This is a genomic window from Pantoea sp. SGAir0215 (assembly GCF_043543215.1).
In genome coordinates this window covers 487,118-500,077 of the sequence record NZ_CP028031.1, presented here as the reverse complement: position 1 = coordinate 500,077, position 12,960 = coordinate 487,118, and the positions used below count along the sequence as shown (strand labels likewise).

Genomic DNA, 12,960 nt, shown 5'->3' with positions numbered 1-12,960 from the left:
TTTTTAATTCTTTTAGCTATAATCACGTTTATGTCACGCTTGTCTCATCATGAATGGGGAGAGTGCGCAATGAATAAATGGGCCGTGGGTTTAGGGTTGTTACTGGCATCTGGCAGTGTTCTGGCGAAGGATATTCAGCTGCTAAACGTTTCTTATGATCCTACCCGGGAACTCTACGAGCAGTACAACAAGGCCTTTAGCGCGCACTACAAACAGGAAACGGGCGACAACGTGGTCATCCGCCAGTCGCACGGCGGTTCAGGTAAACAGGCGACTTCTGTCATCAACGGTATTCGTGCTGATGTGGTGACGCTGGCGCTGCAGTCGGACGTTGATGCAATTGCTGATCGCGGTCGTATTGATAAAGACTGGATTAAACGTCTGCCCGACAACTCCGCGCCTTATACCTCCACGATTGTCTTTTTGGTGCGTAAAGGCAATCCTAAAGGCATCCATGACTGGAGCGATCTTATCAAGCCCGGCGTTTCGGTGATTACCCCAAATCCTAAAACATCAGGCGGCGCTCGCTGGAATTACCTGGCTGCCTGGGGCTGGGCACTGGATCATAACAACGGCGATCAGGCAAAAGCACAGCGTTACGTGAAAGATCTGTTTAAGCATGTTGAAGTGCAGGATTCCGGTGCGCGCGGCGCAACCAATACCTTTGTAGAGCGTGGTATTGGTGATGTCCTGATCGCCTGGGAAAACGAAGCCTACCTGGCGGTCAATAAACTGGGTAAAGACAAATTTGAAATTGTGACGCCAAGTGAATCGATTCTCGCGGAGCCAACTGTGTCCGTCGTGGATAAGGTGGTCGATGAGAAAGGAACGCGTCAGGTGGCGGAAGCCTATCTGAAATATCTCTACTCGACGGAAGGGCAGACGATTGCGGCTGAAAACTATTATCGTCCGCGCAATGAAGAGGTCGCGAAGAAGTTCGCCAGTACGTTTGCGCCGGTAAAACTGTTTACCATCGACGATAAGTTTGGCGGCTGGGCGAAGGCGCAAAAAACGCACTTCGCTGATGGCGGCACCTATGATCAGATCATGAAGCCGTAATCCTTACCGGTTATTCTTGAAGCCAGCGGAAACGCTGGTTTTTTTATGCGTGACATTTACGCGCTGTCAGGTGAGGATGCGAATGAAAACAGTCAGGGGAAGATAACAATGCAGGCAAATCGTCGGGCCTTCATCATCATTGCGCTTCTGCTGGTATTGATTGGCGCAGGGATCCTGGTTGCGGCTACGCATGTTAAAACGAATGCGGATGCGCTTTGGCAAATCGTCAGTGAAAAGTGTCTGCCCGATCAGCTCACGCATGGTCAACCCGCGCCGTGTCAGCACGTTGATCTGCAGCACCGCTACGCGCTGTTGAAAGACCGAAACGGCCCCCTTCAGTATCTGCTCATCCCCATTGATAAAATCACCGGAATCGAAAGCCCACAGTTGCTCCGTTCAGACACGCCGAATTATTTTGACCTGTCCTGGCAGGACAGAGGCGTCGTGGCGCAAAAATATGGCAAGCCCATCAACGACAGTGTGCTGTCACTGGCCATCAATTCCCAGTACGGCCGTACCCAGAATCAGCTTCATATTCATCTTTCATGCCTTCGGCCTGATGTGAGAAAGCAACTGGATGCGCTGACACCCACGTTCACACCGGAATGGAAAGCCGTCACCTTTCTCAGTCATCCTTATCACGTGCGTACGCTGAGTGAAGCCGAGCTGGCAGAGCAAAGCGTATTTATCCGTCTGGCCGCTGAGATACCGCATGCACGCGATGAGATGGACCGCTACGGTCTCGCATTGGCGCGCTTGTCTGATGGGCGGTTGATACTGATGGCGGTGGAGCGCAACTGGCTGTTGTTAAATAAAGGTTCCGCTGAGGAAGTGCAGGATCACGACTGCGCGTTACTGCAACCCATAAAAAAAGCGGCCTGATTTGGCCGCTCAGAATGGACTAAGCGCCAGGTCAGCCTTGTTTGGCTGCCGCGGCTGCTTTAACGATGACCGCAAATGCATCGGCTTTCAGTGACGCACCGCCAACCAGGGCACCGTCAATGTCCGGCTGCGTAAACAGCTCGGCTGCATTTTTATCGTTGACTGAACCACCGTACTGAATAATCACTTGCTCAGCGACAGCAGCATCTTTTTTCGCGATATGGTCACGAATGAATTTGTGAACGGCCTGCGCCTGCGCTGGGGTGGCTGATTTACCCGTGCCAATCGCCCAGACGGGTTCGTAAGCGATAACCGCATCTTTAAATGCTTCGGCACCCTGAGTGGTCAGTACAGCATCAAGCTGACGTGCACACACTTCTTCGGTTTTGCCTGCTTCATTTTCGGCTTCGGTTTCGCCGATGCACAGAACCGGCACCAGACCCGCTGCTTTTAAGACGGCAAATTTTTTCGCAATGAATTCATCGCTTTCTTTATGGTAAGTGCGGCGTTCTGAGTGACCAATGATGATGTACTTCGCGCCAATATCTTTCAGCATCTCAGCGGAAATCTCGCCGGTAAATGCGCCAGACAGGTTTACATCAACGTTTTGAGCACCCAGTGCAATATGGCTACCGGAGACAGCATGTTTAGCCTGATCAAGATAGAGCGCAGGGGGGGCAATAGCAACGCCACAGCCTTCCACGCCCGACAGTTCTTTGCGCAGACCGTCGATCAGTTCGGCTGTCATATGCTTGCTGCCATTCAACTTCCAGTTACCCATAACCAGTGGATGTCGCATTCTATCCTCCGCATAACGCGATACATGAAATGGCGCTGCCCTGGGGCAACGTTGTCTGCCAGACAGTATAGAGATCAAATAATGCCATGGCTTTGCTTTTCGTCATTTTTGCCCCGTCCATCAGGGCGTAGCCAGCGCCAGTTTTACCGGCTCAATGGCAAAGGTGAGTCCTTTATCCCCGTTATCTGAAACCACGAAACGCAGTGCGCCTTCAACGTGCTCATAGTATCGTGAGCCTTTACCAGCTTTAAGCAGCGTTTCCAGCTTTTTTCGCCCTTCTTCCTGCGTGAGTCCCGGCACAAAAAAACGTAACATGGCGGTCATATAATCAAGCGCCTTAGCCTGCGAGGCACTCTGGTCAGGCCCCGGAATCGGCAGCCACGTGATCTGCAACGTTTTGATTTTGCCCGTGCCCGGCTCAAGCGCCGTAGAAGAATAAAGGGTTTCATTAATTTTGGTGGCGGCGCGTGTCAGATCGCTCTTTTCATCGCGCGTATCAATGGCACTGTATTCCCTGAGCGGCAATTGGGGATTGGCCAGGTTGTATTTTTCACGAAACTGGCCAATGGTCATGTCCAGCGTGGGTGCGCCCGGTAACAGATAGGGTGCGGTTGGCATGTGTTCAGCCTTGTCGAGGGGTTGCGGATCGGCGGCAAATACCGGAACCGTCAGCGCGACGCTCAGCAACAGTACGCCTGGCAAATTCTTCATTTTGTCGGCTCTGACCAATAAACTCGATGCCAAATTAGAACGGTTTTTATCTTCAAGGTCAAAAGTGTGCAGCGTAAAATTTTGTCTAAGGAAAGTGCATGATAATCCAGCAATGGTTTTTCTCTTTTCGCGGGCGCGTAGGGCGTCGGGATTTTTTGCTCTGGCAGGCAATCTGGGTACTGCTAACCAGCCTGCTGTTTTTCCTGGCAGGTAACGATCTGCTGGACACACAGATGGCTGCGTTTGGCATCGTCTGCTTATTGTGGCCTGCCAGCGCGATTGTGGTTAAACGCCTGCACGATCGCGATCGCCGGGGCTACTGGGCCCTGCTGCTGATTGCCGCCTGGCTACTGATGGCGGGCAACTGGAGCATGACGGGAGAGGTGTTACAGTGGCTCATCGGGCGCGTACTGCCCTTTATTATCCTGGCCGGATTGATTCTGGATCTGGGGGTGTTTCGTGGCACCGCCGGCGACAACCGCTTTGGTGCCGCGCCGGTGCCCTTGCGTCTGAAACGCGCGCCTTACCAGTAGTTTTCGCTGGTGATATGGCCGGGTTTGCGCTTAAGGTGCTTGCGCATACCGCGCGTCTCTTTCAGTAACTGCTGCATATCACGTACCATCTGTGGATTACCACAAACCATGACATGGCTGGTCTCTGCGTCAATGGCTAACCCTGCTGCCTGCTCCAGCTTGCCATTCTCAATCAGGGCCGGAATGCGTCCCGTCAGCGACCCCAGACTTTCCTCACGGCTGACAACCGTGATGATCTGCAACTTACCGTTATAGATTTGCTGGAGTTGCTGCATCAGCGGTAAAAAGCTCAGGTCGGCGGCATAACGGGCGGCATGGACCAGGACGATATTATCGAAGCGATCCAGGCCTTCGCCCTGTTGCAGGATCGACAGGTAAGGGCCCACGGCGGTACCGGTCGCCAGCATCCATAATGTTTGACACTCAGGGACTTCATCCAGAATAAAAAAGCCCGCCGCATCTTTGGTGATCATCACCTGATCACCGGGGCGCAGCGCCTGCAGATGCGGGCTTAATTTGCCGTCGGGTACGGTGACTAAGTAGAACTCAAGCAGGTCGTCATTGGGTGCATTGACGTAAGAGTAAGCTCGCTGCACACGTTCGCCCTCAATTTCGAGTGCCAGTTTTGCGTACTGTCCGGCATGGAAGGGGGCAATCGGTGCCTTAACCCGCAGGCTAAACAGCGCATCGGTCCAGTTTTTCACTTCCTTCACTTGCGCATTGATCCACTCGGCCATAGTGACTCCTTAAGCGTTGATAGTCAGGCGGATAAACATCTTCGCTACTGCTCTGACAGATTACCAGTCGGTAACGGGGCAAAGGCTCTAATCGACAAACTGTAATATTAAGTTTACATCCTGGTTGCATTTATTGACGTGAATGGCGCACCCACTTTGTGTGAATCACTCGCTTTGTCACGTAATCCTGATATTTTCCTGCCACAACCTGTTTCAGCCGTTAGTTGTGCTGTTTAAACGTTCCTTTTCATACAGAATTTTTGTTCAATGATGATGAAGAAGATAGAAAATCGCCCGTTGTTGATCATGCTCATCGCATTGGTCGCAGTAGGGCAGATGGCTCAGACCATTTATGTGCCGGCAATGGCGGCAATGGCGGACGCACTGCAGGTGCGTAACGGCATGATGCAACATGTCATGGCGGCCTATTTAATGACCTATGGTGGATCGCAGCTGATCTATGGCCCGTTGTCTGACAGCGTGGGACGCCGTCCGGTGATCCTGGCGGGCATGGCGATCTTTATGATCGGATCAATAATTGCCTTACTGGCCTCATCACTGGATATGCTGGTCATTGGCAGTGCGATTCAGGGCGCGGGCACTGGCGTGGCCGGGGTGATGGCGCGGACCATGCCGCGCGACCTCTATAATGGCCATGCGTTACGTCAGGCGAACAGCTGGCTCAACATGGGCGTGCTTGCCAGCCCGTTAGTCGCGCCAGTGATTGGCGCAGCGTTGACACAACTGTTTGGCTGGCATGCCTGTTTCGCTTTTTTACTGCTGTTATGCATGATCGTGACGGTGACTATGGCGTGCTGGTTGCCGGAAACACGCCCGGTCAGCGCCGAAGTAACGCCGTTCCTTAAACGTTACATTCGTCTGTTACGCGATGCGAATTTTGTCCGCTATCTGGTACTGCTGATTGGTGCGCTGTCAGGCATTGCCGTCTTTGAGGCCAGCTGTGGTGTGCTGCTGGGCGGCGTACTGGGTCTGAACAGTTTTACAGTCAGTATCTTGTTCATTCTGCCCATCCCGGCCGCCTTCTTTGGGGCATGGTTTGCCGGGCGTGAGCAGCGTTCCTGGCACAGCCTGATGTGGTTTGGCGTCAACAGTTGCCTGCTGGCAGCAGTGCTGATGTGGGTGCCTGCCTGGTTTGGCATCATGACTATCTGGACGTTATTGATACCGGCATCGCTGTTCTTCTTTGGCGCGGGGATGCTGTTTCCCCTGGCGACATCGGGTGCCATGGAACCCTATGCCTGGCTGGCAGGAAGCGCGGGTGCATTGATTGGTGGTATGCAGAACCTGGGGTCCGGGCTGGTCGCTTCTTTGTCGGCGTTGATGCCACAGCGCGATCAGTTCAGTCTTGGCATGCTGATGTTCGTCACGGCGCTGGTGATGCTGCTCTGCTGGCTACCGCTTTCGCGCCAGCCAGCAGGTGACAATCAGGCGGTTACAGGATAAAAGGGTGCAGAGCTGGATCTTTACGGTCGAGATAATGTACAGACTGAATGCGGCGAATCGTGCGCGATTTGCCGCGTATTAACAGCGTTTCGCTGGTGGCCATATTGCCCTGACGAGTAATACCTTTCAGCAGGTCGCCGCTGGTGATGCCGGTAGCCGCAAAAACGACATTATCATTGCGCGCCATCGTCTGAAGTGGCAGAACCTTTCCGGCTTCGATTCCCATACCAGCACACCGTTTCAGCTCATATTCGCCAATGCGGCGGTTTTCCTCCGTGTCACCTTTCACATGGTGACGTGCCAGTAATCTGCCTTGCATATCACCATCCAGCGCACGGATAACGGCGGCTGAAACCACGCCTTCAGGCGCGCCGCCAATCCCGTACATCACGTCAACTTCACTGTCCGGCATACAGGTCAGTATGGATGCCGCAACGTCGCCATCGGGAAAGGCAAAAATGCGTACGCCCAGCGCTTTAAGCTGCTGAATGACAGCGTCATGGCGCGGCTTGGCCAGAATTGATACGGTGAGCTGTGACAACGGTTTATTCATGGCGATCGCGATATTACGCAGGTTAAGCTCAAGCGGTTGATCCAGATTTATATGGCCGCGCGCCGCCGGACCCACGATAAGCTTCTCCATATACATGTCAGGCGCATGAAGAAAGGTGCCTTTATCGCCTACGGCCATGACGGCAAGCGCATTGGCTTGTCCCATCGCCGTCATGCGTGTGCCTTCAATGGGATCGACCGCAATATCTACCGCGTCACCCTGGCCGGTTCCCACTTTCTCGCCGATATAAAGCATCGGGGCTTCGTCGATTTCCCCTTCGCCAATCACAATCTGGCCATCGATCTGGATGGTATTTAAGACGTGACGCATGGCATGGACCGCCGCACCGTCGGCCGCGTTTTTGTCGCCGCGTCCTAACCATTTATAGCCTGCCAGCGCGGCAGCTTCGGTTACGCGGGAAAATTCAATGGCAAGTTCTCGTTTCATTGTAGGCACCTGACAAAAAACAGGCAGGCAGTGTAGCGGAGGGAGAAGGCGGGGAAAAGGCCCGTGACAGCCGAGGTCACGGGCATAGGGCAGATTACTCTTTTTCTTCCCACGCTTGCGCGCGCGCAACGGCTTTTTTCCAGCCGGCGTAGCGGAAGTTACGCTCTGTGGTTTCAAGCGTTGGACGGAATTCGCGCTCAACGACAGCCTTAGCACGGACTTCATCCAGGTCTTTCCAGAAGCCAACGGCCAGACCCGCCAGATACGCGGCACCCAGTGCTGTGACTTCGCGCACTTCAGGACGCTCAACGCGCGTACCCAGAATGTCAGACTGGAACTGCATCAGGAAGTTATTGGCAACCGCACCACCGTCGACACGGAGTGACTGAAGACGTGTGTTAGCATCGTTTTGCATGGCTTCCAGGACGTCACGCGTCTGGTAAGCGATGGACTCCAGCGTTGCACGGATGATGTGGTTTGCATTCGCACCACGTGTCAGACCGAACAGCGCACCACGCGCATAGGGATCCCAGTAAGGTGCGCCCAGACCGGTAAAGGCTGGCACCATATATACGCCGTTAGAATCTTTCACTTTCATCGCGAAGTATTCAGAGTCAGCTGCATCGCTAATCAACTTCATCTCATCGCGTAACCACTGAATGGCTGCGCCACCGATAAAGACGGCACCTTCCAGCGCGTAGTTCACTTCTCCACGCGGGCCGCAGGCAATAGTCGTCAGCAGGCCGTGCGTTGAAGTCACCGCTTCGGTACCGGTGTTCATCAGCATAAAGCAGCCGGTGCCGTAGGTGTTTTTCGCCATTCCCGGCTGCACGCACATTTGACCGTAAAGCGCAGCCTGCTGGTCGCCTGCAATACCGGCGATAGGAATACGCGTACCGCCTTTACCACCGATGTTAGTCTGTCCGTATACTTCAGACGAAGATTTCACTTCTGGTAACATTTCACGCGGGATATCAAGAACATCCAACAGGCGTTGATCCCACTCAAGTGTGTGGATGTTGAACAACATGGTACGTGAGGCATTCGTGTAATCGGAGATATGCACACGTCCCTGAGTCATTTTCCAGACCAGCCAGGTATCCACAGTACCGAACAGCAATTCGCCACGTTTTGCACGCTCACGCGCACCTTCAACGTTATCAAGAATCCATTTCACTTTGGTGCCGGAGAAGTAGGGGTTAATCACCAGACCCGTGGTGTGCTGAATGTATTCTTCCAGCCCCTCACTCTTCAGCTTGTGACAGTAGTCAGCGGTACGGGGATCCTGCCAGACAATGGCATTATAAACCGGTTTGCCCGTTTCTTTATCCCAGACGATGGTCGTTTCACGCTGGTTCGTAATGCCGATAGCGGCGATTTCATCAGAACGAATATCAGCATGGGCCAGCACTTCTACGAGCGTTGAACTCTGGGACGCCCAAATATCCATAGGGTCATGTTCTACCCAGCCCGCTTTGGGATAGATTTGAGTAAATTCGCGTTGCGATACCGCCACAATGTTAGCGTCATGATCCAGCACAACAGCGCGTGAACTGGTTGTGCCCTGATCCAGAGCGACGATGTATTTTTTATCGGTGGTAGTCATAAATTCATTCCTGATGATAAAAGTGGAACTTACGCTTTACGTTCATGCGCGGACGCAATCGGTTTGTCAGTGCTGGGTGAGGCAATCACCGCGCCGGGTAAATGGCGACCAATCAGGGCGCGATAACCAAAGGCACCCAGGCAAGCACCGACCAGTGGACCAAAAATTGGCACAAGGAAATAAGGGATCTGATGGCCGCCCGTAAAGGCAACGGAGCCCCAGCCAGCCAGCCATTCGAAAACTTTAGGTCCGAAATCACGAGCCGGGTTCAGCGCAAAACCGGTCAGTGGACCCATTGAACCGCCAATCACCGCTACCAGCAGGCCAATCAACAGGGGTGCCATTGGACCACGTGGAACGCCGTTGCCGTCATCCGTCAGCGCCATAATCACAGACATCAATACCGCGGTGATGACCATTTCTACCAGGAACGCCTGGCCCACGGAAATCTGTGGATTTGGATAGGTAGAGAAAATGCCGGCCAGACTCAGGCTTTCAACTGAACCGCGCACTATGTTATGACTTTGTTCGAAATTGATAAACAAGCTGTAGTAAAGACCATATACCAGCGCTGCGCCACAGAATGCGCCTGCGACCTGAGACAGGATATAAGGCACGACTTTACGGCCTTCAAAATTAGCGAAAAGACAAAGTGCAATCGTAACGGCTGGATTGAGGTGGGCGCCTGATACGCCAGCACTGAGGTAGACCGCCATTGAAACGGCTAAACCCCAGACGATACAGATTTCCCATTGGCCAAAAGAGGCGCCAGCCAGCTTAAGCGCGGCAACACAACCCGCGCCGAAAAACAGGATCAAACCGGTACCCAGAAATTCGGCAATACACTGACCTTTGAGTGTGGTTGTAGTCTGACTCATGATAGTTGTTCCTGAAGCGAGGTTAAATTTTATCAGTTTTTGTTCTCAGTCCGTGAGTCACCCATCTTCGTTGTAGGGCTGATGTTAATTTATCGTTAACGAGCATAAACGAGAAATAGCGAAATTGATTTTTGTGTGGCGCGTCAAAAAAATGCGCGTTTTCGCGTGTTTCAGTTTTCTTTAAGCACCATTGAGTGCCTTTCTGCGGGCTTTCTTCAGGCTCTGACAGTAATGCGCGCAGCAAAAAGTGGTTTTTAGGGATAGGCTGAAAAGTGGTACTGACAGTGGACTGCAGGCCTGCGTTGCTGGACTTGCGGGATGAGGCTACATACAATCGGGACAACGTTGCTGGTAAACGCCTTGTGTGCGAAAGCTGGCATCATCAACGCCTTGCAGGATTTTAGGAGAGGTCAGAAAGATGTCATTTGAAGTGTTTGAGAAACTGGAAGCGAAAGTACAGCAGGCGATTGATACTATCACCTTGCTGCAAATGGAAATTGAAGAGCTGAAAGAGCAGAACAACAACCTGCGCAATGAGGCGCAGAACGCAGCCGGCAACCACGAAGCTCTGATGCGTGAAAATCAGCATCTGAAAGAGGAGCAGCATGTCTGGCAAGAACGCCTGCGTGCCTTGTTGGGAAAAATGGAAGAGGTTTAAGCCTCTGCTGATACAAAAACGGGTGCCACTGGCACCCGTTTTCGTTTGCAGACATTATTCAATATCAAGCGGGTCTTCCGACAAAATCATACCGGTGTTGTCTGCATACAGGTGATCGCCGGAGAAAAAAGTGACACCACCAAAATTCACGCGCACATCGCTTTCACCAATCCCTTCGCCCGCTGCGCCCACCGGAATGGCTGCAATGGCCTGGATACCAATTTCCAGCTCTTCCAGTTCGTCAACCTGACGAACTGAACCGTAAACGACGATGCCTTCCCACTCATTCTGTGCTGCCAGACGCGCAAGTTGTGCATCCACTAACGCACGGCGCACTGAACCGCCGCCATCAATTAACAGTACGCGACCCCGGCCATTCTCTTCCAACAGATCGTAAAGCAGGCCGTTATCTTCAAAGCATTTCACTGTGGTTATCTGACCGCCGAATGAGGTCCGCCCACCGAAATTTGAGAAAAGCGGTTCAACAACATTCACTTCTTCGTGGTAGATGTCGCAGAGTTCAGAAGTATCGTATTTCATAAGGGTTTCGTCTGTTTGCCACAGGAGCGCTAAGTATATCGCTTTATGCTAATTGTTGGCAAAATCATCAACCGTAAAAAACGGTACGGCATCAAGCGCATGCAGAAAAAAGCCCAGACGTAATGTCTGGGCTTTGATACAACGCATGGACGCGGAGTGTTACAGAATAAAGCGGCTTAAATCTTCATCTGCAACCAGTTCATCCAGATGCTTGCCGACGTAATCAGCATCGATGGTTACGGACTCTCCACTGCGATCGCTGGCATCGTAAGAAATATCTTCCATCAGGCGCTCCAGCACGGTATGCAGACGACGCGCACCGATGTTTTCGGTCGTTTCGTTGACCTGCCAGGCCGCTTCCGCGATACGGCGAATACCATCGTCGGTGAAGTGAATGTTCACGCCTTCGGTATTCATCAGCGCTTTGTACTGTACGGTGACGGAGGCATTCGGTTCAGTCAGAATGCGCTCGAAATCATTGACCGTCAGCGCCTGCAGTTCAACGCGAATCGGTAAACGGCCCTGTAGCTCAGGAATCAAATCAGACGGGCTGGCCACCTGGAATGCGCCCGAGGCGATAAACAGGATATGGTCAGTTTTAACCATGCCATGCTTTGTCGACACGGTACAGCCCTCTACCAGTGGCAGCAGGTCGCGCTGGACACCTTCGCGCGAAACATCGGGGCCACCGGCGTTCTGGCCGCCGCGTTTACAGATCTTATCGATCTCATCGATGAAGACGATGCCGTGCTGTTCAACCGCGTCGATGGCATCCTGTTTCAGTTCTTCCGGGTTAACCAGCTTAGCCGCTTCCTCTTCAATCAACAGCTTCATCGCTTCTTTGATTTTGAGTTTGCGTGGCTTTTGCTTTTGACCACCCAGATTCTGGAACATGGACTGTAGCTGGCTGGTCATCTCTTCCATGCCCGGCGGTGCCATGATTTCTACACCCGGCCCTGTTACAGCTAAGTCGATCTCGATTTCTTTATCATCGAGCTGGCCTTCACGCAACTTCTTACGGAAAGACTGACGCGCAGATGAGGGCTCACTGGTGTGTTCAGCCTGTCCCCAGTTATTTTTTGCCGGCGGGATGAGGACATCCAGGATACGCTCTTCCGCCATTTCTTCTGCGCGGTATTTGTTCTTCTCAATGGCCTGGCTGCGCACCATTTTAATCGCGGAGTCCGTCAGGTCGCGAATGATGGAGTCGACTTCTTTACCGACATAACCCACTTCGGTGAACTTGGTGGCTTCCACCTTGATGAAGGGAGCGTTAGCCAGTTTTGCCAGTCGGCGAGCAATTTCCGTTTTACCTACACCGGTCGGGCCGATCATGAGAATGTTTTTCGGTGTCACTTCGTGACGCAACTCTTCATCAAGCTGCATACGGCGCCAGCGATTACGCAGCGCGATGGCCACGGCGCGCTTGGCGCTGTCCTGACCAATGATAAAGCGGTTCAGTTCGCTGACGATTTCGCGTGGAGTCATTTCAGACATGGTTAAATCCTTACGACTTAGACGTTAATTCTTCAAAATTAACGTTGTGGTTAGTGTAGATGCAAATATCGCCAGCGATATTCAGCGATTTCTCAACGATGTCACGTGCGCCCAGCTCTGTATTCTCCAGGAGTGCGCGCGCCGCCGCCTGGGCGAAGGGACCGCCTGAACCGATGGCAATAAGATCGTTTTCAGGCTGAATGACGTCACCATTACCACTGATAATCAGCGAGGCGGATTCATCGGCCACCGCCAGTAGCGCTTCAAGACGGCGCAACATCCGATCGGTGCGCCAGTCTTTCGCCAGCTCAACGGCCGCTTTCACCAGATGGCCCTGATGCATTTCAAGTTTACGTTCGAAGAGTTCAAACAGGGTAAAGGCATCGGCGGTACCGCCAGCGAAGCCAGCAATGACTTTATCGTTGTAAAGACGACGCACTTTTTTAACGTTGCCTTTCATTACGGTATTACCGAGCGTAGCCTGGCCATCACCGCCAATCACTACCTGGCCGTTGCGTCGAACACTTACTATTGTTGTCACGGGCAGACCCCTTTTACTGTCGGAAAAAAGCTCCGCGCACAAGGCGCGGAGGATC

14 protein-coding genes are annotated in these 12,960 nt (G+C 52.8%); 5 read left to right on the top strand and 9 right to left on the bottom strand.

Annotated elements, in window-relative coordinates; all coding sequences use genetic code 11:
* Window positions 1-69 precede the first annotated feature (69 nt).
* On the top strand, window positions 70-1,059 hold the full coding sequence (locus tag C1N64_RS02475; protein WP_033738094.1) for a sulfate ABC transporter substrate-binding protein: 990 nt from the start codon (window positions 70-72) through the stop codon (window positions 1,057-1,059).
* Window positions 1,060-1,167: 108 nt separating this feature from the next.
* Window positions 1,168-1,941: a CDP-diacylglycerol diphosphatase gene (locus C1N64_RS02470; RefSeq protein ID WP_394515488.1), complete on the top strand. Its 774-nt coding sequence runs from the start codon at window positions 1,168-1,170 to the stop codon at window positions 1,939-1,941.
* 31 nt (window positions 1,942-1,972) lie between these two features.
* Here the strand turns inward: C1N64_RS02470 and tpiA are convergent, their stop codons facing one another.
* Both tpiA and C1N64_RS02460 read right to left on the bottom strand, forming a co-directional pair.
* Window positions 1,973-2,740: a triose-phosphate isomerase gene (gene tpiA / locus C1N64_RS02465; protein ID WP_033738096.1), complete on the bottom strand. Its 768-nt coding sequence runs from the start codon at window positions 2,738-2,740 to the stop codon at window positions 1,973-1,975.
* Between the two features lie 120 nt (window positions 2,741-2,860).
* Window positions 2,861-3,451 (bottom strand): DUF1454 family protein, encoded by a 591-nt coding sequence (locus C1N64_RS02460; protein WP_006121292.1) that lies wholly within the window; start codon window positions 3,449-3,451, stop codon window positions 2,861-2,863.
* A gap of 98 nt (window positions 3,452-3,549) precedes the next feature.
* Here C1N64_RS02460 and C1N64_RS02455 point away from each other — a divergent pair, with 98 nt between their 5' ends.
* On the top strand, window positions 3,550-3,984 hold the full coding sequence (locus C1N64_RS02455; RefSeq protein WP_375097039.1) for a DUF805 domain-containing protein: 435 nt from the start codon (window positions 3,550-3,552) through the stop codon (window positions 3,982-3,984).
* Here C1N64_RS02455 and fpr read toward each other — a convergent pair.
* Entirely contained in the window at window positions 3,975-4,721 is a 747-nt protein-coding gene (fpr, locus tag C1N64_RS02450) for a ferredoxin--NADP(+) reductase (RefSeq protein WP_394515216.1), read from the bottom strand. The two genes, C1N64_RS02455 and fpr, sit on opposite strands and share 10 nt — an antisense overlap.
* A 270-nt stretch (window positions 4,722-4,991) precedes the next feature.
* Between fpr and emrD the strand changes: the two genes are divergently transcribed.
* Window positions 4,992-6,185: a multidrug efflux MFS transporter EmrD gene (gene emrD / locus C1N64_RS02445; RefSeq protein WP_269750932.1), complete on the top strand. Its 1,194-nt coding sequence runs from the start codon at window positions 4,992-4,994 to the stop codon at window positions 6,183-6,185.
* Here emrD and glpX read toward each other — a convergent pair.
* The 3 genes from glpX to C1N64_RS02430 all read right to left on the bottom strand — a co-directional run bounded on the left by glpX (window position 6,175) and on the right by C1N64_RS02430 (window position 9,669).
* On the bottom strand, window positions 6,175-7,185 hold the full coding sequence (glpX, locus tag C1N64_RS02440; RefSeq protein WP_039342524.1) for a class II fructose-bisphosphatase: 1,011 nt from the start codon (window positions 7,183-7,185) through the stop codon (window positions 6,175-6,177). The two genes, emrD and glpX, sit on opposite strands and share 11 nt — an antisense overlap.
* A gap of 94 nt (window positions 7,186-7,279) precedes the next feature.
* The gene (glpK, locus tag C1N64_RS02435) at window positions 7,280-8,791 is read right to left on the bottom strand and encodes a glycerol kinase GlpK (RefSeq protein WP_039342527.1); all 1,512 of its coding nucleotides are present in this window, start codon (window positions 8,789-8,791) and stop codon (window positions 7,280-7,282) included.
* Between the two features lie 29 nt (window positions 8,792-8,820).
* Window positions 8,821-9,669 carry an MIP/aquaporin family protein gene (locus C1N64_RS02430; RefSeq protein WP_033738104.1) on the bottom strand — a complete coding sequence of 283 codons (849 nt, stop codon included), beginning with the start codon at window positions 9,667-9,669 and terminating at the stop codon, window positions 8,821-8,823.
* A 418-nt stretch (window positions 9,670-10,087) separates the two neighbouring features.
* Here C1N64_RS02430 and zapB point away from each other — a divergent pair, with 418 nt between their 5' ends.
* Window positions 10,088-10,327 carry a cell division protein ZapB gene (gene zapB / locus C1N64_RS02425; RefSeq protein WP_006121300.1) on the top strand — a complete coding sequence of 80 codons (240 nt, stop codon included), beginning with the start codon at window positions 10,088-10,090 and terminating at the stop codon, window positions 10,325-10,327.
* A gap of 54 nt (window positions 10,328-10,381) precedes the next feature.
* Here the strand turns inward: zapB and rraA are convergent, their stop codons facing one another.
* The 3 genes from rraA to hslV all read right to left on the bottom strand — a co-directional run bounded on the left by rraA (window position 10,382) and on the right by hslV (window position 12,905).
* The gene (gene rraA / locus C1N64_RS02420; protein WP_006121301.1) at window positions 10,382-10,867 is read right to left on the bottom strand and encodes a ribonuclease E activity regulator RraA; all 486 of its coding nucleotides are present in this window, start codon (window positions 10,865-10,867) and stop codon (window positions 10,382-10,384) included.
* A 159-nt stretch (window positions 10,868-11,026) separates the two neighbouring features.
* Complete coding sequence (hslU, locus tag C1N64_RS02415) at window positions 11,027-12,364, bottom strand: HslU--HslV peptidase ATPase subunit (protein ID WP_006121302.1); 1,338 nt, start codon at window positions 12,362-12,364, stop codon at window positions 11,027-11,029.
* Between the two features lie 10 nt (window positions 12,365-12,374).
* Complete coding sequence (hslV, locus tag C1N64_RS02410) at window positions 12,375-12,905, bottom strand: ATP-dependent protease subunit HslV (protein WP_006121303.1); 531 nt, start codon at window positions 12,903-12,905, stop codon at window positions 12,375-12,377.
* Between the last annotated feature and the right edge of the window lie 55 nt (window positions 12,906-12,960).